The following is a 25,409-nucleotide window of genomic DNA, read 5'->3' as shown; positions in this document are numbered from 1 at the left end:
GGTAGAGCCTTGCCGTCAGAAGGGGACGGCGGTCTTTCCAGCATCATCCGGCAGAGGCTTGGGACGTGTCCCGATCCGGAACCGGTTGCCGGGAGAAGCCCGGTGTTTCGTGCGCCCGCATTTCCACGGCGGCGGCATGCAGGGCGCGCTTCGCCTTGGCAAGATCCGCCTGGCGCTTGCTACAGGCGGCGGCCCGGTTACGACCTGCCTTCTTTGCATCGTAAAGAGCCATGTCGGCCTGACGGAGTGCTGCGGTGAGATTTGCGTGCGCATCCGTGCCGCGTTCGGTTGTCGATACCCCGAAGCTGGCCGTGAGATGGACGAGGTCCTGCCGACCTTCGGCATCGACGAGGCGCAGCGGCGAGGTTGCAAGCGTCTGGCGCAAGCGGTCGGCCTCCCGAATGCCTGTCTCTTCGCCGATGCCGGGGAGCAGAAGTCCAAATTCCTCACCGCCGAGGCGTCCAACCAGCGCGCCGCCCGCACGGTCGGAGCGGCGATAGGCCGACAGGATGCGTGCGACGTGAACGAGGGCAAGGTCGCCTCCTGCATGTCCGTAGCGATCGTTGATCGCCTTGAAATGATCGATGTCCATCAGAATGACCGAGGCGAGGCCCTCGACACTGCCGGCGCGGTCCATGAAAGCGCGGCGGTTATAAAGGCCCGTCAGGTCATCCCGCTCTGCGGCGCGGCGAAGCCGCAGCACATCCTCGACAGACAGGGTGAGAAGAACGGCCGCGAAGGCAGCGGCCAGCGGCAGGCTTTGAACAATGCCGGCAAGATCGGCGAACGCACCAGCCATGAGAAAGACGGTGGCAGGGAGCCGGATGAGACGGGGCGTCAGCGTCCCGATGGCGGCTTGCGGCAGAAGCAGCGCCACCGCGACGGCAATCATGGCTGGCGTCGGTGTCTTCAGCGCGAGAACCGCGATGGTGGTGAGTGTGGCAAGGCCGAGAAGCGTTAGCGTCGCGTGTCTTTCGCTTGCGGGATCACGAGCGCCCGTTCGCAAGCCCTGAAGCAGCAGGCCGAATGCCAGCAGCAGCGCTGCAAGACAGTTGGCAGCGGCCGGAAACGCAGTTCCGAAAACGGCGGTAAATTCGGTTGCCAGCGTGCCAAGCAATACGGCGACAAGCCCTGCGGTCAGCAGATGCCCCGCCATGCCCTTGCGCAAGGCGGGCAGGAGGAGAGCCGGCAGGAGCGCCAACAGCGCGAGGCTGTCCATGGGAAAAGCGATCACCATCATTTGTGCCATGCTCTTCGTTCTCGCAGATGCGTGGCTCTCATGGCCGCGCCTTAAGCGAGAGCTAAACCGGGTAGGTTAATTTTTACTCGTTAAAATTGGGGAGATTTGAACTTTTCGCTCTATTGCTGCCATTTTCCCCATCCAGGGGTTGCCGGGTCCTGACTGGCGGGAGGGAACCACCTGGCTGACGATCCGAATGAACGCTTGGGTGCGTGCGAAAAGGAAGTGGGAGACCTTAAAGACTTTGGTTACCATGTTTTGTCATGGTTAACGGGTCCCTTTCGGAGCGGCTCGTTTCGTCAGCATCCCCGGGGCGCGTGTGCGTTATCGAGTTCGGGTATGAGTATGACGGTGTTTTCCACGACAGCTTCTCCGAAGGCCGGCGTTTCCGGTTCTTCCCGCCGCCGCAACGGGTCTTCGGCCACCGTGGTCGCCTTCGGCCTTGCCGCACTTCCCCTGGCCGCCGCCTTCTGGACGGCCGTGACATTGCTGTCGGTCCAGCATGCCGCTACGCCGCCCGGTGCTCAGGCCAGCCATCGCTTCGATGCGTCGCTCGGCCTCAAGCCCATCATCCGGCAGGCGCAAGCCGAGCGGCGGATCGTGCCCGACAAGTTTGCGCGCCTCTCGAAGCCGACCGAATCCGAGCAGCGCCAGGCCGCGCTGACGGTCGATGCCATCCGCGCTTCCCACAAGCGGCAGACCGTGCTGGCAGCGATGACAAAGGCGCGGATCGAGGCTGAGGTGGCGCGTGCCGAAATCGAGCGCCGCAAGACCACCGAATCTGCGGCCGTCGAGGTGGCCATGGCAGCCGAGACGGACACGTCGCCGCTCGTGACGGCGCTCGTGGAGCCGGATGCGGGCAAGGAGGAGACCAGCCCCAAGGCCTTCGACTACGTGCTGCAGTCGCGCGCCACCGACATGGCGATGGCGCTGCCGGACAGCGTGCCGGTTCCGGATTGGCGCCCGCGAATCACGACGCTTATCCCCGATTCCGATGTGGACGAGGATGCCAAGCCCGCCCGCGGCCCGGTCAAGGCGGACGGGAAACCGAAGGCCAATGCGGACAGCACGGCCGAGGACAAGCCGCGCGGGCGCAACACCCGTGGGCAGAAGGAGCTTGCCTATGCCAAGCCGGAGAAGTCCTTCTTCGAGGGACTGTTCGGCGGCGGGCTCAGCGGCGGCGCATGGCCGGGGCAGGGCACCCGCATCGCCGTCTATGACATCTCCGGCGCGACCGTCTACATGCCGGATGGCACCCGCCTCGAGGCCCATTCGGGCATTGGCGAGATGCGTGACAACCCGAAATACACGCATGTGAAGATGCGTGGCCCGACCCCGCCCGGCGTGTTCCGCCTGACGATGCGCGAAAGCCGCTTCCACGGGGTGGAGGCGCTGCGCATGACCTCGGTCGACGGCAAGCATCCCAAGGGACGCGACGGTCTTTTGACCCACTCCTACCTCTTGCGGCGCTCGCCGGGCGATTCCCACGGCTGCATCGCCTTCCGCAACTATCCGGCCTTCCTGGCCGCGTTCAAGCGCGGGCATGTCAACATGATCATCGTCGTGGAAAGCATGCCGAAATCCCGTACGCAGATCGCGCAGCTCTACCGCCGCGGCGTCTGACGACCTTCTCCCGTTGCTGCCTCAAGGCCCGTCTCCGGTATCCGCCCGGCGGCGGGCTTCCGGCTGTATGAGCCTCGTCAAATAAGTGTCATGTGGCCATGGAATAAGCGCGTCGAACCCCTTCTTATCAGCAGCATCGAGGACGCAGGTCATGACGCAGGAAGAGCCCAAGCAGGACGACGAAACCAAGGACGGCGCCCTTTCCTGGCTGGAGGCCGAGCTGCAGGACACGCTCGATGAAGACTACGAGCTGGAACTGTCGGAACCGGAAATTTCCGAACAGCTGCGCAGCATCTACAAGGCCAGTCATCCGCCATCGATCCCGCGCGCCGACTATTTCCGCGCGCTGCTCAAGCTGCAGTCGGAACTGATCAAGCTGCAAAGCTGGGTGTCGCACCACAAGGAAAAGGTCGTCGTCCTGTTCGAGGGCCGCGACTCCGCCGGCAAGGGCGGCGTGATCAAACGCATCACCCAGCGCCTCAATCCGCGTGTCGTGCGCGTCGTGGCCCTGCCGGCGCCGTCCGACCGCGAAAAGACCCAGTGGTATTTCCAGCGCTACGTGCCGCACCTGCCGGCCGGCGGCGAGATCGTGCTTTTCGACCGCTCCTGGTACAATCGTTCGGGCGTCGAGCGCGTCATGGGCTTTGCCGACGAGGATCAGGTCGAGCAGTTCTTCAACGACGTGCCGGAATTCGAGCGCATGCTGGTCCGTTCCGGAATCCGGCTGGTGAAGTACTGGTTCTCGATCACCGATGAAGAGCAGCAGATGCGTTTTACCATGCGCATTCACGATCCGCTCAAGCAGTGGAAACTCTCGCCCATGGACCTCCAGTCGCGCGTGCGCTGGGAAAACTATACCAAGGCCAAAGAAGAGACCTTCGCGCGCACCAACATCCCGGAAGCGCCGTGGTACATCGTCGAAGGCAACGACAAGAAGCGCGCCCGCCTCAACTGCATCGATCACCTGCTCTCGCTCATCCCCTACGAGGATGTGCCGCACGAGGAGGTCACGCTTCCCGAGCGCGTCTTCAATCCCGATTACGAACGCCAGGTGCTACCGCGCGACCTCTACGTGCCCGAGAAGTATTGAGCCTTCGGTCTCCCGATATCGGAGGGCTGCTTCGCCACACCAAAACGCCCGACCTGCACGTGCAGGCCGGGCGTTTCAATGACGGGGGCCAACCATGGCGGCAGGACTTTCGCGCCCGGTTCCGCTCTCAACTGCCAAAGGCTTGTGGAACCCGGCGGGCGGCTCAGCGGCCGTTGGCGGCCTTCTTCGGTGCGGGCAGCACGCCTTCGCGCTGCAGCTTCTTGCGGGCCAGCTTGCGGGCGCGGCGGATGGCTTCACCCTTTTCGCGGGCGCGCTTTTCCGACGGCTTCTCATAGGCGCTGCGGGCCTTCATTTCGCGGAAGACGCCTTCGCGCTGAAGCTTCTTCTTGAGGACGCGGAGGGCCTGATCGACGTTGTTGTCTCGTACCAATACCTGCAAGGCACTATCCTTTTCGTTTGTGTTTCGATGGCGCGGCAGCAGGAAAGAGGCGTGCCGCGGCGGTGATCGGTGTTTGCGGTGTGCGACCTGTGGGGCGCTCGCCGGAGGCTTGCTTGGATGCGGCCGGGACTAGCTGCGGCGCGGCGCGGCGGTCGCCCTGCGGCTGCGAATGCTCGCGCTCTTCAGCCAGGAGCCGCCGGAAACGGGTTCGTCGCCATCTTCGCCACCCGTCTCGTCGGCCGTGGCGCTAGTCTCGATGTCGCTCTCGGTCACGCGGCGTTCGAACTTCTCGTCGCCGAGCTGAACGCGGTACTGTCGCTCGCCATCTTCCTTCAGTGGCAGATGACCCACGATGCGGCATTCCTTGGCGCCCTCGTCGGAACGGATGATGCCGGTGATCAGGGTGACCTGATCGCCCACGGCATAGGGTGTCTTGCGCATCGCCAAACCTCTGGTTTCGCGGCTGTCCCGCAACGTGTCGTGCGGTGAACCGGTGGATGGCCTGCCGGCTGGCAGGTCATGGCCCATCTCTGCCCCGCCGGTCGTTACGACAAAGCGTCGTTGCGATTGGCGGGGAGGTCCGGGGAGGGCACCCGACAAAACGCCGTCTTTCCGGTGAGGGAAAGCGGCGTCGACAGTGCGGAGCCCTGAAAAGCAAAAAGGCCGGGCTTGTGACCCGACCTCTCCCATCACTCCGGTCTCAAGGGCTGCGCGATCATGAGCGCGCAAACATCCCGAAACCTTGGTCCAGCTGCCAGTACATCCGTGGTCAACTGTCCTGAGTGACATTTCATGCGGTCTGTTCTCCGGCTGCCAATCAGGCGGCCTTGAGGTTGTCCGCAGAATTCTTGCCCGACTTGCGGTCACGAACCAGTTCGAAGTGAACCTTCTGACCTTCGTTGAGCGAACCCATGCCGGCGCGTTCAACGGCCGAGATGTGAACGAAAACGTCAGCAGAACCATCTTCCGGCTGAATGAAGCCAAAACCCTTGGTTCCGTTGAACCACTTTACAGTACCAATTGCCATAACGATTTTCCTTCCAATCGTATGAGAGTGCGGACACACCATGCCCGCTTTCGATCGAATTTTGAGAGAAAACCGAAGGGCTTTTGGCCCAAGCAAAGATCACTAGCAAGTCTCGATGGCTGAGATATAGGCCCTTTGCCGGGATATGCAATGGCGCAGGCGTTTATTTTATCTTCATAAACTGCCGAGACGGCACGGAAGTCGCTGGAATGGCTGATGTTTCATCGATCGAATTATTTTCCCATGCCCCGATTTTACTTTCTGTCACATGCGTTTGGCGGTCGGGCATGGCGCGGCCTTCCACGCCTCACGCCTTCTCCACGAAACCGTCCAGCACGCGCTTCTGGCCGGCGCGGTCGAAATCGATGGTCAGCTTGTTGCCCTCGATGGCGGAGATGTTGCCATTGCCGAACTTGATGTGGAAGACGCGGTCGCCGACGGTGAAGCGGGAGGGCTCCGAGGTCGTCGATTTGGCGATCAGTTCGCCATCGATGGTGCGGCCGCGCGGGCCGCTTTCGCCATAGCCGATGCGCTCCACCGCATGGCCGGAGCGGTTGCCCCAGTTGGTGCGGGTCGCATCCGTCTTGTTGCTCTGGGCGCGCTTCCAGCCGGGGGTGGAATAGGAATTGGCGAAGGGCTCTGCCTTGTCGAAGCGTGACTGGCCGTAGCCGCCGCGCCCGTAGCCGCCATAACTCTGGTCGATCTCGGCGACCTCCACATGCTGGTGCGGCAGTTCGTCCAGGAAGCGGGAGGGAATGGTGGATTGCCACAGGCCGTGAATGCGGCGGTTCGACACGAACCAGATGTGGCAGCGACGCTTGGCGCGCGTGATGCCGACATAGGCGAGGCGGCGTTCTTCCTCGAGGCCCGAGCGACCGCCTTCGTCCAGCGCGCGCTGGTGGGGGAACAGGCCTTCCTCCCAGCCCGGCAGGAAGACGGTCTCGAATTCCAGCCCCTTGGCCGAATGCAGCGTCATGATGGAGACGGCGTCGAGGTTCTCGTTGGTCTCGGCATCCATGACGAGCGAGACGTGCTCGAGGAAGCCGCGCAGGCTCTCGAAGGCCTCCATGGAGCGGATCAGTTCCTTGAGGTTTTCCAGCCGGCCCGGGGCTTCCGCCGTCTTGTCGGCCTGCCACATGGCCGTGTAGCCGCTCTCGTCGAGGATCTGCTCGGCAAGTTCGGTGTGCGGGGTGTTTTCGAGCAGCGACTGCCAGCGACGGAAGTCGGTCACGACGTCGAAGAGCGCCTTGCGGGCCTTCGGCTTGAGCTCGTCTGTCTCGATGATGTCGGCCGCAGCGGCGAGCATGGGGATGTCGCGGGCGCGGGCATAGTCGTGCAGGTTGCGGATCGTGGTGTCGCCAAGACCGCGCTTCGGCGTGTTGACGATGCGCTCGAAGGCAAGATCGTCGGCTGGCTGGCAGACGAGGCGGAAATAGGCCATGGCATCGCGGATTTCGAGGCGCTCGTAAAAGCGCGGGCCGCCGATGACGCGGTAGTTGAGCCCGAGCGTGACAAAGCGGTCTTCGAATTCGCGCATCTGGAAGGAGGCGCGGACAAGGATCGCCATGTTGTTCAGCGGATGCTTGCCGCGCTGCAGCTGCTCGATTTCCTCGCCGACGGCGCGGGCTTCCTCTTCCGAGTCCCAGGCGGCATGCACCTGCACGCGCTCGTCGTCCGGGTCCTGCCGGTCGGTGAAGAGCGTCTTGCCGAGGCGTCCTTCATTGTGGGCGATGAGGTGACCGGCGGCGCCGAGGATGTGTTCGGTCGAGCGGTAGTTGCGCTCGAGCTTGATGACCTTGGCGCCGGGAAAATCCTTCTCGAAGCGCAGGATATTGTCCACCTCCGCGCCGCGCCAGCCATAGATCGACTGGTCGTCGTCGCCGACGCAACAGACATTCTGCGGCACGCCCTTGGGACGCTGGGCGAGAAGCCTGAGCCACATGTATTGGGCGGTGTTGGTGTCCTGATACTCGTCAACGAGGATGTAGCGGAACTTCTGGTGATATTCGGCCAGCACATCCGCATAGGTGCGGAAGATGCGGATCGGGTGCAGCAGGAGGTCGCCGAAGTCGCAGGCATTCAGCGTCTTCAGGCGAGCCTGGTAGGCAGCATAGAGTTCGCGGCCCTTGCCATTGGCGAAGGCGCGGGCATCCCCTTCCGGAATGTCGGATGGGTCGAGGCCCTTGTTCTTCCAGCCGTCGATCATGCCGGCGAACTGCTTGGCCGGCCAACGCTTGTCGTCAATGCCTTCGGCCTGGATCAGCTGCTTGATCAGCCGCGTCACGTCGTCAGTGTCGAGAATGGTGAAGTCGGAGCGCAGGCCCACCAGTTCGGCGTGGCGGCGCAAGAGCTTGACGCCGATGGAATGGAAGGTGCCAAGCCAAGGCATGCCTTCGACGGCATGGCCGACGAGCACGCCGATGCGCTCCTTCATCTCGCGCGCCGCCTTGTTGGTGAAGGTCACGGCAAGGATCTGCGAGGGATAGGTGCGTCCGCTGGCGAGAATATGGGCGATGCGGGTCGTCAGCACGCGCGTCTTGCCGGTGCCGGCGCCGGCGAGAACCAGCACGGGGCCATCGATGGTTTCCACCGCTTCGCGCTGTTCCGGATTGAGGCCGGCGAGGTAGTCCGGCATGCGCTGCGCATCGCGTGCCGCCATGGCACGGGCGGCAATGCCACCGGTTGGCGGCGGGGCGCCTTCCGCGCGCGCCGTCTGGCGGGGTTCGGGAGGATGCGCTTCGGGCGCTGCACGGCCGGACTTGCGCGCCGGCACGGGTTCCTCGTCGAAGAAGGGAATATCGTCAAAGCCGCTGATCATGCGGCCCAATGTAGTGATTCGGGTTTGAAAGGCCAGAACGTGTTCTGCTTTTATTCCGGAACGGCCGCCTTTCCACGGTTTACGGGTCCGGCGCCGCCTTGCCGCCATCACCCTCTCATCGTCACACGGACGCGCCATGATGACATGCAGGAGACATCGGCGCGGAATGTGCCTCAAGAATTACAATTCGGTAACCTCCCCATTCTGTGATCGGATGGCGGTTTGCAATGCGGTATCGTCAAGCTAGATCAACGCGACATATGAGCATTTGGCGTGCGCCGGGGCTTTCCTCAACCCGGCCAGAGTTTTCCTTGGAGATGAGACGAGATGCGGCTTTGGCAACAGGTTGTCGTGAGCGTTGTTGTGATTGGCGCGGGTGTCGTGGCATGGGGCCGGATGGCTCCCGGCGCAGGTGATGTGCTGCGCGGCGCGGGTCTGCCCGAGGGGATCGTTGCCGTCATCGCGCCGGCCCCCGCCACCGGGCCCGAAGGGCAGGCGCAGAGCGGCAATCGGCAACGTGGAGGCGGGCCGACGCTTGTCGTCACGCGCCCGGTCGGCTCCGCCGTCATCAATGACCGCCTGAACGCCATCGGCAATGGCGAGGCCATCCGCTCGGTGACGGTCACGCCGTCGGCGACCGGCAACCTGACGGACATTCTGGTGAAGTCCGGCGACGTTGTTGAGGCCGGGCAGGTGATCGCAAAGCTCGACTCCGCCGACCAGACGATTGCCGCGCGGCAGGCGCGCGTGGCGCTCGACAGCGCCCGCGAGAAGGTGGAGCGCTTCCGCCGGAACGCCTCGGCCTTCGCGGTGCAGGACCTGCGGGATGCGGAGACGACGCTGCAGGGCGCCGAACTCACCCTCCAGGCCGCTGAACTCGATCTGAAACGCCGCGACATCACGGCGCCGACCGGCGGCATCGTCGGCATCATCACGGTCAATGTCGGCGACTACGTCACGACCTCAAGCCCCATCGCCAATATCGACGACCGTTCGGAAATCCTCGTCGATTACTGGGTGCCCGAGCGCTTTGCCACAAAGGTCAAGGTCGGCCAGCCGGTGACGGCCGAGGCCGTCGCGCAGCCCGGCACGCCGCTCAAGGGCGTCGTCCATGCCATCGACAACCGCATTGATCAGGCGAGCCGGACGCTGCGGGTTCGCGCCCGCATCGACAATGCGGATGACCGCCTGCGGGCCGGCATGTCCTTTGCCGTGACGATGGCCTTTGACGGAGACCGTTATCCGACGGTCGATCCGCTGGCGGTGCAGTGGAGCGGCGATGGGTCCTTCGTCTGGCGCGTCGCCGCCGAGAAGAGCGAGCGCGTGCCGGTCAAGATCGTGCAGCGCAACCCGGACAAGGTGCTGGTCGACGCAACGCTTGCCGATGGTGATCCGGTGGTGACCGAGGGTCTTCAGAGGCTGCGGGACGGCGGAGCGGTTTCCATGGCCGGCCAGCAGCGCGGGGACGCTGAAACGCCGAAGGTCAGCGCGGACCGGACCTCCGAATCGGATGCGACGACCCGCACCGCCAAGGCGGAGGGCACCCGCTGATGAGCGCTGACAAGACCGAAACCGAAGCCCGCACCGCAGAACCGCAGGGAACCGCCTCCGCCATCAAGGCCGGCGGCAGCGCCGGCTTCACCGCGCTCTTCATTCGCAGGCCGATCTTTGCACTGGTGGTCAATACGCTGATCATTGTGGCCGGGCTTGCGGCGCTGAACGGCGTCGAGATCCGCGAACTGCCACAGGTGGATCGACCAGTTGTCTCCGTCACCACCGATTTCGACGGTGCATCGCCGGAGACGATCGACCGCGAGGTGACCTCGATCATCGAAGGTGCGGTTGCCCGCGTGCAGGGCATCCAGAAGATTGCCTCGCGCTCCTCCTTCGGCTCCAGCCGCGTGACGATGGAATTCTCCGAAAGCGTCGATATCGGCCAGGCCTCCAACGATATTCGCGATGCGCTCGGACGGGTGCGCAACCAGTTGCCCGATGGGATCGACGAGCCGCGCATCGTAAAGGCCGATGCGGACAGCCAGCCGATCATGCGCCTTGCGCTCACCTCCGACACGCTGTCGATGGAAGACATGACGCTGCTCGTTGAAAACGAGATCAGCGACCGGCTCGCCGCCGTCGAAGGCGTGGCCGATGTCGCCGTCTATGGCGACCAGGAGAAGGTGTTCCGCATCGATGTGGATCAGGCCAAGCTTGCCGGACGCGGGCTGACGGTCGCGAACCTGCGCACCGCGCTCGCCACCGCGGCCTTCGACGTACCGGCGGGCTCGATCACCAGCACCAGCCAGGACATCACGGTGCGCGCCACCGCCGATCTCCAGACGCCGGAGGATTTCGAAAACCTTCTGATCGGCACGAATGTCCGCCTGCGCGACGTCGCCTCCGTCACGCTCGGGCCCGATACCGGGCAGACGGCGCTGCGTTCCAACGGCAGACCGGGCATCGGCCTTGGCATCGTGCGGCAGGCGCAGTCCAATACGCTGTCGATCTCCGAGGGCGTGCGCTCCGCGGTCAGCCAGATGACCGGCATCCTGCCAGAGGGCACGCAACTGCGGATTACCAGCGACGATGCGAACTTCATCAAGGGCGCCATCCACGAGGTGGAGATCGCGCTGGTCGTTGCCGTCATCATCGTCACCATCGTCATCTACCTCTTTTTGCTCGACTGGCGGGCGACGCTGATCCCGGTCATCACCATGCCGATCGCATTGATCGGGACGGTGGTCGCCATCTATCTCGCGGGCTTTTCCATCAACATCCTCACCCTGCTCGCCATCGTGCTGGCGACCGGCCTCGTGGTGGACGATGCCATCGTGGTGCTGGAGAACATCGTGCGCCGGCGCGGCGAAGGGCTTGGGCCGCGCGCGGCGGCGGTGCATGGCACGCTCGAAGTGTTCTTTGCCGTCATCGCGACGACGGCCACGCTGGCGGCTGTCTTCATTCCGCTCTCCTTCCTGCCGGGCCAGACGGGCGGCCTCTTCCGCGAATTCGGCTTCGTGCTCGCCTTTTCCATCCTGCTCTCGGCCTTCGTGGCGCTGACGCTCTGTCCCATGCTCGCCTCGCGTATGCTGACCCAGCACAAGGAACACGGCGGCGGCGTGATGGGGAAGATCGGCAATGTCTTTGCCGGCGCCTATCGCCATGCCCTCCGTGCCTGCCTCAATGCGCCGCTGGTGGTGTTCATTGCCGCCGTTCTCTTCACCGGCGCCGGCTTCCTGATCTTCACGGGCGTGAAATCGGAGCTGACGCCGCAGGAGGACCGCGCCACGATCCTGCTGCGGATTTCCGCACCGCAGGGCGTCTCGCTCGACTACACGCAATCGCAGATGCGCCGGATCGAGGACGGCATCCAGCCGCTGCTCGACAGTGGCGAGGTCGCGAACGTCTTTTCCATCTCCGGGCAGGGTGGCTCGACCAATTCCGGCTTCATGGTGCTGACGCTGGCACCCTGGGGCGAGCGCGAGCGGACGCAGCAGCAGATCGCCGCCGATATCAATAAGGTCACCGCGCGTGTTCCGTCGGTCCGCGCCGTTGCGAACCAGCCGAACAGTCTCGGCATTCGCGGCGCCGGCCAGGGCCTCCAGGTCGCCATCGTCGGCAACGACTATACCAAGCTGGGCGATGCCGCCTCGGCTCTGATGCGGCAGATGGAGGATACCGGTCGCTTCCAGAACGTGCAGCGCAATTACGAGCCGAACCAGGCGCAGCTCTTCGTCACCATCGATCGCGAGCGGGCCTCCGACCTCGGCATCGACATTACCGGCCTCGGCAGCGCGCTTCAGGCCATGCTCGACGGCTCCAGCGTCGTGGATGTCTTCGTCGATGGCGAGGCCTATCCGGTCAAGCTGATGTCCTCCACCAATCCGGTGAACGATCCGACGGACCTTCAGAACATCTTCCTGAAGACCGGCGACGGCAAGATCGTGCCGATGTCCACCATTGCCTCCGTCGAGGAGCGGGCCGTGGCGCCGGAACTGACCCGCGAGCAGCAGCTTCGGGCCGTTTCCATCTCCGCGGGCCTGACGGACGGGCTGGCGCTCGGCGAAGCGCTCACCATGGTCGAGGAGATGGCCGAGCCGCTTCTGCCGCCAGGCTCGCGGGTGATTCCGCTCGCGGAAGCTGCGACGCTCAATGAGAATGCCAATGGTCTTCTCGTGACCTTCGGTTTTGCCATGGTGATCATTTTCCTCGTGCTTTCCGCGCAGTTCGAGAGCTTCGTGTCGGCGGTGATCATCATGATCACCGTGCCGCTGGGGCTGGCCTGCGCCATGCTGGCCATGCTGCTGACGGGCACGACGATTAACGTCTACAGCCAGATCGGCCTGGTGCTGCTCGTCGGGATCATGGCCAAGAACGGCATTCTGATCGTCGAATTCGCCAACCAGCTGCGCGACCGGGGCATGAGCGTGCGCGAGGCGATCGAGGATGCGGCCAACATCCGCCTGCGCCCGGTTATGATGACGATGATCGCGACCATCGTCGGCGCCGTGCCACTCGTTCTGGCGCAGGGGGCGGGCGCGGAAGCGCGCATCGCACTCGGCTGGGTGCTGGTCGGCGGCCTTGGACTGGCCACGCTCGTCACGCTGTTCCTCACGCCGGTCGCCTATCTCGTCATCGCGCGGCTGGCCAAGCCGCATGCAGACGAAGAACGGCGCCTTGCCGAGGAGATGGCCGCTGCCGATCGGCTGGCCACGCAGCCGGCCGAATAGAGCAGGCCGGGGCCGCCACGTGCGGCCCCTCTTCATGTCTTGATTCATCTTCTGGACAAAGTGATTCCGATTTGCACACTAGCGCCCTGAAAAAGCAGGATTTCGGGGCTTGGACTGCAGCGCGTACTCGGGCATGACCGACCTGGGGCAAGCCAGCCGTTGCGGCTGGCGAAACGTCCGGTGAGGGCGGGGCAAGGAGGAGTGGATGCAGGCAACGGATTTGGGCCCGGAAGCAGGTGCCCGGCGGTCGGCAGGGCTTTCGGCACTGAAGGCGCATTTCGGTGCGCGTTTCCAGACCGGTGAGGCGATCCGCGCCCAGCATGCCAACACCACCACCTATATCAAGCCGCAGCTTCCTGACGCCGTGATCTTTGCCGAAAGCGAGGCGGAGGTGCAGGCGGTGGTGGTGGCGGCCGGAGAGTACGGCCTGCCGATCGTGCCATTCGGCACCGGCAGCTCGCTGGAAGGTCACGTCAACGCGCCCTTCGGCGGCATCAGCCTCGATCTGTCGCGCATGGACGGGGTGCTCGCGGTCAACGCCGACGATCTCGACTGCACCGTCGAGCCGGGCATCACCCGCGAGGCACTGAACACCTATCTGCGCGACACCGGCCTGTTCTTTCCCATCGATCCCGGCGCCAATGCCTCGATCGGCGGCATGACATCGACGCGGGCCTCCGGCACCAATGCGGTGCGCTACGGGACGATGAAGGACAATGTTCTCTCCGTCACGGCCGTTACCGCCGGCGGGCGGATCGTGCGCACGGCGCGGCGGGCCCGCAAGTCCTCGGCGGGCTACGACCTCACGCGGCTGTTCGTCGGATCGGAAGGCACGCTCGGCGTCATCACGGCCGTCACGCTGAAGCTTTACGGTATTCCCGAAGCGATCGGGGGCGGGGTCTGCGCCTTTGCGAGCGTCAGCGAAGCCTGCCAGGCGGTCATCCTGACGATCCAGAGCGGCATTCCCGTAGCCCGGATCGAGCTTCTCGATGCCACGCAGGTGCGGGCCAGCAATGCCTATTCGGGCCTGACGCTTGCGGAGACCGCGACGCTGTTTGTGGAGTTTCACGGCTCGCAGGAGATGGTTGCGTTGCAGATGCAGCAGTTCGCCGAGATCGCGGCCGAGTTCGGCGGGACGGATTTCAGGGCGACCACGGATGCGGCCGAACGTGCCGTGCTGTGGAAGGCCCGGCACAATGCCTATTGGGCGCAGAAGAGCCTGCGGCCCGGCGCCGGCATCCTGTCCACGGATGTCTGCGTGCCGATCTCGCGGCTCGCCGATTGCGTGACGGAGACGCAGGCCGATATCGCCGAGAGCGGCTTTCTCGCGCCCATCGTCGGGCATGCCGGTGACGGGAACTTCCATGTCGGCCTGATCTTCGATGATCAGGATCCGGCCGAGACGGCGCGTGCCATGGACTTCGTTGCGCGCCTGAATGCACGGGCGCTGGCCATGGACGGGACCTGCACCGGCGAACACGGGGTCGGGCAGGGCAAGATGAAGTTCCTTGCCGGCGAACATGGCGAGGGGCTGGCGCTGATGGGAGCGATCAAACAGGCTCTCGATCCCCAGATGATCTTCAATCCGGGCAAGATTTTTGCTGTCGGCGGCGGTGCCGGCGGGTATGTAGGGTAGGTCCGGGCCGTCAACGGGACGGTCGCATGGATAGCCTCGACGGGGCGGGAACAGGAAAAGACGAGTGCTGTCGCGCATCTTGGTGACATTGGGTGGGCTTGTCGTGGTGGCGTTGTTCGTCGCCCTGATCGCTCCCTATTTTGTCGACTGGACGACGTTCCGGCGCGAATTCGAGACGCAGGCAAGCCAGATCATGGGCAAGCCCGTCGTGGTACACGGCAGCGTCGATGCGCGTCTGCTGCCGTTCCCGTCTGTGACGCTCAACGATGTGCGGGTCGGGCAGGGGGATGACGGAAAGCCGCTCATTCAGGTGGCGCGCTTTTCCATGGATGCGGAGCTTGCACCCTTCCTCAGCGGCGAAGCCCTGATCTTCGACATGCGGATCGAGGAGCCGAAGGCAACGCTGAAGCTCCAGCCGGACGGGACGCTCGACTGGGCGCGCGGGCGGCGGGCCGTCATTCCGGCCAAGGCGGTGGTTCTCGAGAACGTGGAGATCACCGGCGGCAGCATCGATTTCATCGACGAGCAAACCGGCCGCACACGCCGCATCACCAATCTCGAAGCCGATGTTTCGGCCCGGTCGCTGGGCGGGCCCTGGCGGGTCGACGGCCGGGCAGCGCTGGATGGCGAGACCGGTGCCTTTTCGCTGACGTCCGGTGTGCCTGGCGAGGCGCAAGGCGTCGCTCTGCGCGCCCGCATCATGCCGGACGCGCGGCCCTTTGGCGTCGATCTCGACGGCTTCATCAAGATCGTCGATTTCCGCCCTGTCTATGAGGGCGATTTTACCCTGGTGCATGGCGAAAGCGAGCCGAAGGAAGACGGTTCCAACGAGGTGCCGCCACGGCTGAAGGGCAAATTCGCGCTGACCAATGAAAGCGTGCGCGTTCCCGAATACAGGCTGGAACTCGGCGCGCGCGATGACCCCTATCTGGTGACCGGCGAAGCGACGCTCGATACGGGCAAGGATCAGCGCTTCCTGCTGGTGGCCGACGGGCAGCAGATCGACGTCAGCCGCATCGGGAATGCGGGCGGGGAGGCCGGCAAGACCTCGCGCAATCCGACGCTGTCGATGCGCGAGCGCCTCCAGGCTGTCCTGTCGATCATCGCCGATATCCCGATCCCGCAGGTGCCGGGCCGCGCCAGCTTGCGTCTGCCGGCCATTGTCGTCGGCGATACCACGGTGCGCGATGTGCGGCTGGATGTCGTGCCCGATGGCCGCAGCTGGCAGGTGGAAAATGCTGTCGCGCTCCTGCCGGGGCGCACGCAGCTGGAGGCCAAGGGTCGGCTGACCCTCAAGGGTGAACGCGCTTTCCGCGGTGATCTGCTCATCGCGTCCAACCAGCCCTCCGGTCTTGCCACGTGGCTCGCGGGCTCCGTGGATCCGTCGCTGCGCATGCTGAAGACGGCCGGCTTTTCCGCCGCCGTCAATCTCACCGATACGATCCAGCAATTCGAGGGACTGGAGATCGCCGTCGGGCCGGCGACGCTGAAGGGCCGGATCGAGCGGCAGTCGCCGGATGGGCAGGCCCCCTCCTTGACGCTTCAGCTGAAGGGCAACCGGGTCGATATCGATGCACTGCGGGCGCTGACCGGTATCGTGGCGGGCGACAATTCCACCGATGCAATCCTCGCCCACACGATCGCGGTCGATCTCCAGGCCGATCGTTTCGCGGCCTTCGGCGAGGAGGCCCGGGACGTGCAGGCGGTTCTGACATCGAAAGGGGGGCAGTTGCAGATCGAGCGCCTCTCGGTCGGCGATCTTGCCGGCGCCAAGCTTGCGGCGTCCGGTCGCGTCAGCGGCTCGCTCACGCAGCCGATCATCGGCGCGAAGATGAAGCTGGCGGCCGCAGATCTTTCGCCGTTCCTTGCGCTCGTCGCCCGGCATGTGCCGCCCCATCCGCTCTTCGATCGCGTCGTCAGCGGTGGCGGCTATTATACGGATGCGGCGCTCGACCTGACGTTGACGGCCGGCAGCAAGGACGGGAATGCGCCCGTGACTTTTGGCGTGATCGGGACCGCCAACGGCACGCGCATTGCCGCGCATTATCAGGTTCCCGATTTCCTCAGGGCGCTCGCCGGCAAGAGCATGGTTCTTGAGGCGACCCTGGAGAACCCGACCACGCTGACGCTGGTCGGACAGGCGGGCTTTGATCCGTTGCCCTTCGATCTGCCGCCGAACGGGGTGCTGTCGCTGCGCCTGCAAAGCGACGATACCGGTGCAGGCAGCGGCGGGATGACCTTTACCGCCGAAGGAAGCTCTTTTGCCGCCAACGGCAATTTCAGCCTCGATCGCGAACGTTTTCTTGACGGCGAGCAGACGGTTTCGATCGACAGCCGCGACATCGAGCCGTTCCTGCTGCTGAAGGGGCTTGCGCTGCCCGGTGCCGGTACGGGCCTGCCGGCCAAGCTGACGGCGAAGCTCGTGACGACCGGCGGCACGGTTGCCGTCAACGAGATCAACGGTGCCGTGGACGGCAATACGCTGAAGGGCGAGTTGACCTTCGATCGCACCGCCCCGCGTCCGCGGGTGGCTGGACGGATCGGCCTCGATCGTGCCGCGCTGTCCTGGCTTGGCGAGACGGTGCTGGGCCCTGTGGAAAGCATGGTCGACGGAGGGCTTTCACCGACCCCCGTTGCACAGCCCTTCTGGACCGGTGTGGACGTCGAGATCGATCTTTCGGCGGCAAGCCTTGATACAAGTGTTCTGGCGCCGGTTCAGGCTTTCACCGGCAAGCTGCTGTTCACGGGCGACACGGTGACGCTGGATGCCATGGCCGGCTCGCTCTATGGCGGGCAGATGTCCGGCCGGATCTCCGCCGCGAGCGGCAACGGGACTGCGACCTTCACGTCGAAACTGGATCTTGCCGGTGCTGACCTTGCGGGTCTTGCCTGGAAAAGCGCGGGTCACCCCGTTTTGGCGGGCAAGGCGGATCTCTCGGTCGCGCTGGAGGGGGCCGGGACAAGCGTGGCGGATATGGCGCGCTCGCTGAGCGGATCCGGTTCCGCGCAGCTTGGCGATGTCATCGTGACGGGCCTGACCAGTGAGGCGCTTGCCCCGCTTCTTTCGGCAGCCGACGCCATCAGTGGCGAGATCACTGCCGAAAGAATCCTGCCGGATGCCGAGCGCATTCTTTTCTCAGGGACGTCCGCCTTCAAAAAAATCACAGTGCCCTTCAGCATTGCCGCTGGGACACTGCGCTTGCAGTCGGTCTCGGCAGCCAATGCGGCCGCGCTCTTTGCCGGCGATGCTGCCCTCAACCTCGTTGATGACCGCTTGACGGGGGAACTGCGCGTCACCCTGCGCGCTGGCGAGCAGGCGATCGCGGGCGGTGATCCGGCGGTCACGATCGCTTTTTCCGGTCCTCTGGCGACGCCGGCGGCGACGCTTGATGTGGCGGATCTTTCGAACTTCCTGTCGCTCAGGGCTTTCGAGCGCGAGCGGCGACGCGTGGAAATCCTGCAGGCCAATGTGATCGAAAAGCAGCGGCTACGCCGCGAGGTCGCACTCTACAAGGCCCGGGCGCAGGAACGTGAACGCATCCGGTTGCGGGCGATCGAAGAAGAGCGCAGGCGCAAGGCAGCGGCGGAACGCGCCGAAGCGATCCGCGCTGAGGCTGAGGCCCGAAAGCAGGAGGAAGCGCGCCGGGCGGCCGAGGCCGAGGCCGCGCGGAAGGCGCGGGCGGAAGCGGCCGAAGAGGCCGCACGCCGCGCCGCTTCAGGGCAACAGCAGCCGGAGGCGGTGCCCGAGCGCCGCACGCCGGTGACCGGTCCCGACGCCGTCATTCGCGGCGGGGAACTGCCGTCGCCGCTCCCGCGCGGGCAGGAAAACTGACGGCATCGATCTTCGCGATGTGATCACATCTGCACGTTTCTCTATATGCGCAACTGACATTCTTCTTGTCTCAAGTCTTCGCGTGTTTCAGTCTGGGATACGCCTTAGTTAATTTGCTTCAATTCATCGAAGTATTGATTGAAAGGCATTAGGCACATATTAGCGAATTCTGACTATGGTGGGTCGAGAGGACAACTCCGGCATGGGAACGACGATCACATGATGCGCGTGACGCGACTGGGCATTCTCGCCCTGACTTTCGGCTGTACGCTTGTCAGCGCGCTGATCTGCATGGTCGTGACGGCCTATTTCATCGCCCCCTTCGGCTGGACCGTGATGCAGGTGTCCCTGGCCCTGTCGGGCAGCCTGCCGGTTTTCCTCGGCCTTCCGGTTTTCGGTTACCTCGCCTTCAAGCTGAAGGAACTGTCCGATACCAACGAGCGCCTCGTCAGGCTCAACCAGACGGATCACCTGACCGGGATATTCAATCGCGCCACTTTTTCTGCCGCGGCCGAGGCGATCATCGAAAAACAGGCGGGCGATTGCGGCGTGCTCCTGATCATCGATGTCGATCATTTCAAGCAGATCAACGATGGTTTTGGCCACCGCGCCGGCGACGAAACGCTGGTGGCGATTGCCGCCAGCCTTGTTGAGGCTGTCGAAGGGCGTAACGCTGTTGTCGGCCGTCTCGGCGGCGAAGAATTCGGCATTCTCCTGCCGGCCCTCGAGGTGGAGATGGCGCCCCTGATCAGCGAGCATGTGCGTCTTGCGGTCGAAACGATGAAGCGCCCCGCATCGATCGGCGACAGGATCATCACGGCCAGCATCGGGACGGCCGCCTTCAGGGGCCCCGCGGCTTTTTCCCGCGTGTTCAACCGGGCCGACGAGGCGCTTTACGCGTCCAAGCGCGGCGGACGCAACCGCGTGACAATCGCGCCGGATGCAGGCGAGCCGGCAGACAGCACGGCCCGTGTCGGGCCAGTGCTCGAACGGGCGTCGTGACATAAAGCTGCGTTGCCTGTGGCGACGGATTTCATTAGGGCGGCCGGCCCGTCTGCTTGACCCAGGCAAAGACATAGAGGCGGATCGCGGAGGAGAGGTTCGTTTCCGGATCACGGCCATCGTCGATGTCGGCAATGAGACGCGCGAGCGGCATCTTTCGCGCCGCGGCAATGGCCTTCAGTTCCTGCCAGAAGGGCTCCTCGAGCGTAAAGCTCGTGCGATGGCCGTGCAGCGTTGCCGAGTGCTTGCGGATCATGTCGCTGCCATGGTGAATCAAGGTGTTGCGAGGTTGAGTCCGAATGCGTGCGGAAGTCGTTGATCAGCCGTCGTTTTTCTCGCCTGCGTCGGGCTTGCCTTCGAGGCGGCCCTGATCGAGGCGTTTGTCCGCCTGGTCCTTGAGGGCGCGCGTCAGGGTCTTTTCGGCCTTGGTGCGGCCGTGCGCGGCCCTGTTGGCATCGGCGGCGCGCTCCTTGTCGGCGCGCGCCTTCTGCTTGCGGGCCATGCGCAGATTGATGATCTCTGCCGCCATGGCGGGCCTCCGTCGCGCGGTCAGTTCTTCTTGCGGAAGGCGTCCAGCGAGACGACGGAGCCGCCGCCCGGCTTGTCGCCGCCATCATCGGGTGCGTCGCCGCCCTTGTCTTCCGTGCGCTCGACCGGGGTGAGGGGATAGGCGGTGATTTCCGCGCCCTCTTCGTCCTCGTCCTCAAGCGTGGAGACGTCGAACTCCAGCTCGAAATTGACGGCGGGGTCATAGAAGCCGCGGATGGCATTGAAGGGGATGACGAGCTTTTCGGGCGTGTCGGAGAAGGACAGGCCGATCTCGAACAGCGATTCGGTGACCTTCAGATCCCAGAACTGGTGCTGGACGACGATGGTCATCTGCTCGGGATATTTGGTCTTGAGATGCTGGGAGATCCGCACGCCCGGCGCACCGGTCAGGAAGGTGATGAAAAAGTGGTGGTCACCCGGCAGGTGGCCGGTGGTGGCAACCTCTGACAGGACCTTCCGGATCACGCCCCGAAGCGCGTCCTGGGCCAGAATGTCGTAGCGGATGTGGTCCTGAGACATCGTCTTCCAATCTTCTTCTTATGCCAAGCTCACCGATGTTATGCCACCGGCCCGCCGCGCAGGTAAAGACCCGCGCACGAATCCCACGAAGGTATAGACGAAATCGCATAAGGAAAGAAGGTGAAGGCTTCTGTTGCCAGGTGCCTTCGGACCCCGCCTTACGGTGCTACCCGCAAGGGCTTGATTTGAAGTGTCGCACTGCGATTAAGCAGCGAGACGAGCTTCAGCATAGTTGTCGTTTGCAACTACAATTTTAGCCCGATAACGGTGGTACAATGCCGAGCAAAAGAGCGATCTTTACACCCTTGTCGATCCTATTTCGCCCCCATCAGCAGCCGGCCTCGGGCATGATCGTCCGCCGGTTCCTGGTGGAGGCGCCGGGTACCGCCCCCGGGTCCAATAGGTTTATTTCATCGTCCGTTTATTGCCATAGCCGCCCGAAGACGGCCCGATGGATATAAGATGTCATAACGATGAAGGGAAGGGGCTCGCAAAAATAGTCCGCAGACGCGGCCCCTGAAAGCGGTGGACTTTCGCGGGCCGCGCTTGGAGTGGCAGGCCCCATGGGGTAGGGTCACGCGATCTTCCAGACGACGGGACCGGCGCCATGCGGCAATATCACGACCTTCTCCGCCATGTCATGGCCGACGGTATCGACCGGGGCGACCGAACCGGCACGGGCACGCGCGGCGTCTTCGGCTACCAGATGCGCTTCGATCTGTCCGAGGGCTTTCCGCTCGTCACCACCAAGAAGCTGCATCTGCGCTCCATCATCCACGAACTGCTCTGGTTCCTGAAGGGCGATACGAACATCGCCTATCTCAGGGAAAACGGCGTGACGATCTGGGATGAATGGGCCGACGAGAACGGTGACCTCGGGCCGGTCTACGGCTACCAGTGGCGTTCCTGGCCCGCGCCCGACGGCACGCATGTCGACCAGATATCCAATCTCATCGAGGGCCTGAAGACCAACCCCAATTCGCGCCGCCACATCGTGTCTGCCTGGAATCCGGCGCTGGTCGAGGACATGGCGCTGCCGCCCTGCCACTGCCTGTTCCAGTTCTACGTGGCCGACGGCAAACTGTCCTGCCAGCTCTACCAGCGCTCGGCCGACATCTTCCTCGGCGTGCCGTTCAACATCGCCGCCTATGCGCTGCTGACGATGATGGTGGCGCAGGTGGTGGGGCTGAAGCCCGGCGATTTCGTGCACACGCTTGGCGACGCCCATATCTATTCGAACCATTTCGAGCAGGTGCGCGAGCAGCTTGCCCGGACGCCGAAGACACTGCCGCTGATGAAGATCAATCCGGCGGTGAAGGACATCTTCGGCTTTCGCTACGAGGATTTCGACCTCGTCGGCTACGAGGCGGATGCGAGTATCAAGGCGCCGGTGGCGGTCTGATCTGCGGGCTTCGGGGGCGGCGAGGAGAGGGTGATGGCTGAGGCAAAACTGGCGCTCGTCGTGGCCGTTGCGGAAAACGGTGTGATCGGGCGCGATGGTGACCTTCCCTGGCGGCTGCCGTCGGATTTGAAGCGTTTCAAGGCTCTGACGATGGGCAAGCCCGTGGTGATGGGTCGGCGCACCTACCAGTCGATCGGTCGTCCGCTGCCCGGACGGCCCAATATCGTGGTGACGCGGGATGCGTCCTTCGCCGCAGAGGGTGTCGCCGTCGTCGGCTCCGTTGCCGAGGCCATCGCGCTCGGCCGGCGCGAGGCGGAGCGGCTCGGTGTCGGGGAGGTCTCCATCATCGGCGGCGGGGAGATCTATCGCCAGACGATCGATGCAGCGGACGTGATTCATGTGACGGAGGTGGGCGCAGTGATTGCGGGGGACACGCGTTTTCCCGATATCGACCCCGAACGTTTCGTCCGCAGCTTCGAAGAGGTGCTGCCACAGGGGGAAAAAGACAGCCACCCCATGCGTTTCGTCAGCTATTTGCGCCGTTCGTAAACCCTGTCTTGCACTTCACGAACAATTCTGCGGCATTTCAGCCGTTGCTGGACGGTGCGCGTTGAAAGCCTTTGTTCGGGTACCTATAACGGGTTCACGGGAAGCGGCCGCGCGAGCAATCAGCGTGCCGTGTCCGAGGGAGTTCAACTAAAGAGGATTTGATGCCCTGGAGCAATCAGAATGGCGGCGGCCCATGGGGCGGCGGCGGCGGTAATAACCGGCCGGGCGGACCCTGGGGGCAGGGACCGAACCGTCCGAAAGGCGGCGGTGGCGGTCGAGGCAATGGCGGACCGCCAGATCTCGAGGAGATCATTCGCCGCGGACAGGACCAGTTGAAGAACGTGGTTCCGGGGGGCTTCAATGGCGGCGTTGTCGCAATCGTCGCACTTCTCATCCTCGGCTTTGTCCTGATGAATTCGATCTACACCGTCCAGCCGGACGAGCGTGGCGTGGAGATGCGCTTCGGCAAGCCGAAGGACGAAATCTCGATGCCGGGCCTGCACTTCCACTTCTGGCCCTTCGAGACTGTCGAGTTCGTGAAGGTGACGGAACAGCAGCAGAATATCGGTGCACGCGCCTCCTCGACCCAGAATGCGGCGGGGCAGATGCTGACCGGCGACCAGAACATCGTCAACGTGCAGTTCTCGGTGCTCTATTCGGTCACCGATCCCAAGGCCTATCTCTTCAACGTCGAAGATCCCGCCGACACGCTGCAGCAGGTGGCCGAAAGCGCCATGCGTGAAGTGGTCGGCCGTCGTCCGGCACAGGACATCTTCCGCGATAATCGTCAGGTGATCGCCGAAGATGTGAAGACCACGATCCAGGCGACCATGGACACCTACGGCGCTGGCATTTCCGTCAACACGGTGGCGATCGAGGATGCGGCACCGCCGCGCGAAGTTGCCGACGCCTTCGACGAAGTGCAGCGTGCCGAACAGGATGAGGATCGCTTCGTGGAAGAAGCCAACCAGTATGCCAACCAGGTGCTCGGTCGCTCGCGCGGTCAGGCGGCCCAGATCCGCGAAGAGGCAGCCGCCTACAAGGATCGTGTCGTCAAGGAAGCCGAAGGTGAGGCGCAGCGCTTCATCTCCGTCTACGACGCCTACAAGGTTGCGCCTGACGTGACGCGCCGCCGTCTCTTCATCGAAACCATGCAGGATGTCATGGGCAAGTCCAAGAAGGTGATCATCGACGAGAAGAACGGCCAGGGCGTGCTGCCCTATCTGCCGCTCAACGAGATCGGTCGTCCGACGGCCGGCCAGGTCACGGGAGGGGCACAGTGATGAACGGTAGCCGTCTTCCCATCTTCCTGATCGTCTTCGGCGTTCTGCTGTTGACGCTCTATTCGTCGGTCTTCGTGGTCAATCAGCGCCAGCAGGCGGTGGTAGTGCGCTTCGGTCAGATCCAGTCGGTCAAGACCGAGCCCGGCCTCTACTTCAAGCTGCCCTTCGCCTTCATGGATGCCGACCGCGTCCAGTATGTCGAAAAGCAGGCGCTGCGCTTCGACCTCGACAATATCCGCGTCCAGGTTTCGGGCGGCAAGTTCTACGAGGTCGATGCCTTCGTGGTCTACAAGATCGCCGATGCCCGTCGCTTCCGCGAATCGGTGTCGGGCGATCGCCTGTCGGCCCAGGCCCGTCTGAGCACCCGTCTCGACGCCTCGCTGCGCCGGGTTTACGGTCTGCGCGGCTTCGAAGCGGCTCTTTCCGAAGAGCGTGCCTCGATGATGCGGGAAGTGCGCCAGGACCTCGCGCGCGATGCCGAAAACCTCGGCCTGCAGATCGAGGATGTTCGCATTCGCCGCACCGACCTGACGCAGGAAGTCTCGCAGCAGACCTTCGACCGCATGAAGGCCGAGCGTCTGGCCGAAGCCGAACTGATCCGCGCCCGCGGTAACGAAGAAGGCCAGCGCCGCCGTGCCATCGCCGACCGTCAGGTTGTCGAGATCGTCGCCGAAGCGCAGCGCGATTCGGAAATCCTGCGCGGTGAGGGCGAAGGCGAGCGCACACGCATCTTTGCCGATGCCTTTGCGCGCGATCCGGCATTCTTCGAGTTCTACCGCTCGATGAACGCCTATCAGGCCTCGATCGGCAGCCCGGATACGACGCTGGTCCTGTCGCCGGATTCGGAGTTCTTCCGCTTCTTCAACAATGCCGGTGGCGCCGCCGCGCCGACCCCGGCGACCGGTGCGCAGACGGCTCCGGCCGGCCAGCAGCAGCCGCAGGCGACTCCGTAAAAGGGGCATCCGTCGCGCGCGGAGCGGCAGAGCCCGCAGCATCACCCGAGGGGCCGGCCGAAAGGTCGGCCCCTCTTTTTTCATTGCCATCGTTTTCCAGTGGACATGGCGTCTCGCGTGCCGCAAATACCGGAGAAACGATCGCGTCCGGCGCAGCCGGCCCGCATTTTGCCGGCTCGCCTGCGCCTCGCATCCTTCGAGGTTGAAAACATGTCCCGAAAGCTGCTGATCCGTCTCGTGGAGGCCGAATATGCCATCACGCGGCTGAACGTTGGCTCGCCGATTCCGCACTGGCTGCAGGGGCCCGGCTTCTGGACAGTGTCCAGCTCGCGCGAAGAGATGACACTGGTCTGTCGCGCCGCCCGCGTGCCGACGTCGGTGCAGAGTTCAGGGGGCTGGCGGTGCCTTCGCATCGAAGATCATTTCCCGGTCGAGGTGCCCGGCGTCCTCTCGGGGCTGCTCCATCCGCTCTCGACCGCGGGCGTATCGATCTTCGCCAATTCGACCTTCAGCACCGACTACGTCTTCATTGCCGGCTCCGACCTTGAAAAGGCGCTGAAAGCGCTGCGTGAATTCGGCCACGAGATCATCTGAGCGGTCGCGCGCGAAATCTGCCTGTGTCAGGGTTCCCTGAACGGAGCGCACACGTTCCGGTGTGTGAACGAAAATGCCTGTAGACGCGTCTTCATTCCGCCTTATCTTGCAGTCCATCCTCGGCTGACCGAAGCGGTCCGTGCGCGGCTTTTCTGGGGCCCGCAGGTC

At 64.1% G+C, this 25,409-nt stretch carries 20 protein-coding genes and 1 other RNA gene; 12 read left to right on the top strand and 9 right to left on the bottom strand.

Translation table 11 applies throughout. The features are described from left to right. Positions 1–43 precede the first annotated feature (43 nt). Positions 44–1,249, bottom strand: coding sequence for a GGDEF domain-containing protein (locus F3H41_RS05425; protein WP_149737562.1), 1,206 nt, complete (start codon positions 1,247–1,249; stop codon positions 44–46). Between the two features lie 336 nt (positions 1,250–1,585). Between F3H41_RS05425 and F3H41_RS05420 the strand changes: the two genes are divergently transcribed. Then, complete coding sequence (locus F3H41_RS05420; protein WP_244616080.1) at positions 1,586–2,863, top strand: DUF2778 domain-containing protein; 1,278 nt, start codon at positions 1,586–1,588, stop codon at positions 2,861–2,863. Between the two features lie 151 nt (positions 2,864–3,014). After that, entirely contained in the window at positions 3,015–3,953 is a 939-nt protein-coding gene (gene ppk2 / locus F3H41_RS05415; protein ID WP_149737560.1) for a polyphosphate kinase 2, read from the top strand. Between the two features lie 163 nt (positions 3,954–4,116). Here the strand turns inward: ppk2 and rpsU are convergent, their stop codons facing one another. From rpsU to F3H41_RS05395, 4 genes are all read right to left on the bottom strand, one after another. Next, on the bottom strand, positions 4,117–4,353 hold the full coding sequence (gene rpsU / locus F3H41_RS05410) for a 30S ribosomal protein S21 (protein ID WP_149737559.1): 237 nt from the start codon (positions 4,351–4,353) through the stop codon (positions 4,117–4,119). A 129-nt stretch (positions 4,354–4,482) separates the two neighbouring features. After that, entirely contained in the window at positions 4,483–4,794 is a 312-nt protein-coding gene (locus F3H41_RS05405; protein ID WP_149737558.1) for a cold-shock protein, read from the bottom strand. 376 nt (positions 4,795–5,170) lie between these two features. After that, positions 5,171–5,380, bottom strand: a complete 210-nt coding sequence (locus F3H41_RS05400) for a cold-shock protein (protein ID WP_149737557.1) — start codon at positions 5,378–5,380, stop codon at positions 5,171–5,173. Between the two features lie 307 nt (positions 5,381–5,687). After that, entirely contained in the window at positions 5,688–8,198 is a 2,511-nt protein-coding gene (locus tag F3H41_RS05395; protein ID WP_149737556.1) for a UvrD-helicase domain-containing protein, read from the bottom strand. A 327-nt stretch (positions 8,199–8,525) separates the two neighbouring features. On the opposite strand from F3H41_RS05395, the gene F3H41_RS05390 reads away from it, so the two are divergent. The 5 genes from F3H41_RS05390 to F3H41_RS05370 all read left to right on the top strand — a co-directional run bounded on the left by F3H41_RS05390 (position 8,526) and on the right by F3H41_RS05370 (position 19,392). Further along, a complete protein-coding gene (locus tag F3H41_RS05390; RefSeq protein WP_149737555.1) occupies positions 8,526–9,749 on the top strand; it encodes an efflux RND transporter periplasmic adaptor subunit in 1,224 nt (407 codons plus the stop codon). Next, positions 9,749–12,922: an efflux RND transporter permease subunit gene (locus tag F3H41_RS05385; RefSeq protein ID WP_149737554.1), complete on the top strand. Its 3,174-nt coding sequence runs from the start codon at positions 9,749–9,751 to the stop codon at positions 12,920–12,922. Before F3H41_RS05390 ends, F3H41_RS05385 begins: the two co-directional genes overlap by 1 nt. Positions 12,923–13,127: 205 nt before the next feature. Beyond that, a complete protein-coding gene (locus F3H41_RS05380) occupies positions 13,128–14,558 on the top strand; it encodes an FAD-linked oxidase C-terminal domain-containing protein (RefSeq protein ID WP_149737553.1) in 1,431 nt (476 codons plus the stop codon). Positions 14,559–14,622: 64 nt separating this feature from the next. Continuing rightward, positions 14,623–18,390 (top strand): AsmA-like C-terminal region-containing protein, encoded by a 3,768-nt coding sequence (locus tag F3H41_RS05375; protein ID WP_149737552.1) that lies wholly within the window; start codon positions 14,623–14,625, stop codon positions 18,388–18,390. A gap of 219 nt (positions 18,391–18,609) precedes the next feature. Continuing rightward, positions 18,610–19,392: a GGDEF domain-containing protein gene (locus F3H41_RS05370; RefSeq protein ID WP_149737551.1), complete on the top strand. Its 783-nt coding sequence runs from the start codon at positions 18,610–18,612 to the stop codon at positions 19,390–19,392. Positions 19,393–19,426: 34 nt separating this feature from the next. On the opposite strand, the gene F3H41_RS05365 is transcribed toward F3H41_RS05370, so the two are convergent. The 4 genes from F3H41_RS05365 to ssrA form a co-directional block, all read right to left on the bottom strand. Then, positions 19,427–19,648 (bottom strand): ribbon-helix-helix domain-containing protein, encoded by a 222-nt coding sequence (locus F3H41_RS05365; RefSeq protein ID WP_149737550.1) that lies wholly within the window; start codon positions 19,646–19,648, stop codon positions 19,427–19,429. 63 nt (positions 19,649–19,711) lie between these two features. Beyond that, positions 19,712–19,921 carry a DUF4169 family protein gene (locus F3H41_RS05360; protein WP_149737549.1) on the bottom strand — a complete coding sequence of 70 codons (210 nt, stop codon included), beginning with the start codon at positions 19,919–19,921 and terminating at the stop codon, positions 19,712–19,714. A gap of 20 nt (positions 19,922–19,941) precedes the next feature. Next, positions 19,942–20,460 (bottom strand): SspB family protein, encoded by a 519-nt coding sequence (locus F3H41_RS05355; protein WP_149737548.1) that lies wholly within the window; start codon positions 20,458–20,460, stop codon positions 19,942–19,944. 119 nt (positions 20,461–20,579) lie between these two features. After that, positions 20,580–20,947: a transfer-messenger RNA gene (gene ssrA / locus F3H41_RS05350) on the bottom strand. Between the two features lie 120 nt (positions 20,948–21,067). On the opposite strand from ssrA, the gene F3H41_RS05345 reads away from it, so the two are divergent. The 5 genes from F3H41_RS05345 (at position 21,068) to F3H41_RS05325 (ending at position 25,241) form a co-directional block, all read left to right on the top strand. After that, positions 21,068–21,862, top strand: coding sequence for a thymidylate synthase (locus F3H41_RS05345; RefSeq protein ID WP_149737546.1), 795 nt, complete (start codon positions 21,068–21,070; stop codon positions 21,860–21,862). Positions 21,863–21,895: 33 nt separating this feature from the next. After that, complete coding sequence (locus tag F3H41_RS05340) at positions 21,896–22,411, top strand: dihydrofolate reductase (protein ID WP_149737545.1); 516 nt, start codon at positions 21,896–21,898, stop codon at positions 22,409–22,411. A gap of 161 nt (positions 22,412–22,572) precedes the next feature. Further along, the gene (gene hflK / locus F3H41_RS05335) at positions 22,573–23,694 is read left to right on the top strand and encodes an FtsH protease activity modulator HflK (protein WP_149737543.1); all 1,122 of its coding nucleotides are present in this window, start codon (positions 22,573–22,575) and stop codon (positions 23,692–23,694) included. Next, a complete protein-coding gene (locus F3H41_RS05330; RefSeq protein WP_149737541.1) occupies positions 23,694–24,647 on the top strand; it encodes a protease modulator HflC in 954 nt (317 codons plus the stop codon). Before hflK ends, F3H41_RS05330 begins: the two co-directional genes overlap by 1 nt. 210 nt (positions 24,648–24,857) lie before the next feature. Next, positions 24,858–25,241 (top strand): ACT domain-containing protein, encoded by a 384-nt coding sequence (locus tag F3H41_RS05325; protein ID WP_149737540.1) that lies wholly within the window; start codon positions 24,858–24,860, stop codon positions 25,239–25,241. Positions 25,242–25,409: the final 168 nt, after the last annotated feature.

The sequence above is a fragment of the Rhizobium sp. RU20A genome (assembly GCF_900155885.1).
Lineage (GTDB): Bacteria > Pseudomonadota > Alphaproteobacteria > Rhizobiales > Rhizobiaceae > RU20A.
The sequence above is the reverse complement of the archived record's forward strand: the minus strand, read 5'-3'. Positions and strand labels throughout refer to the sequence as shown.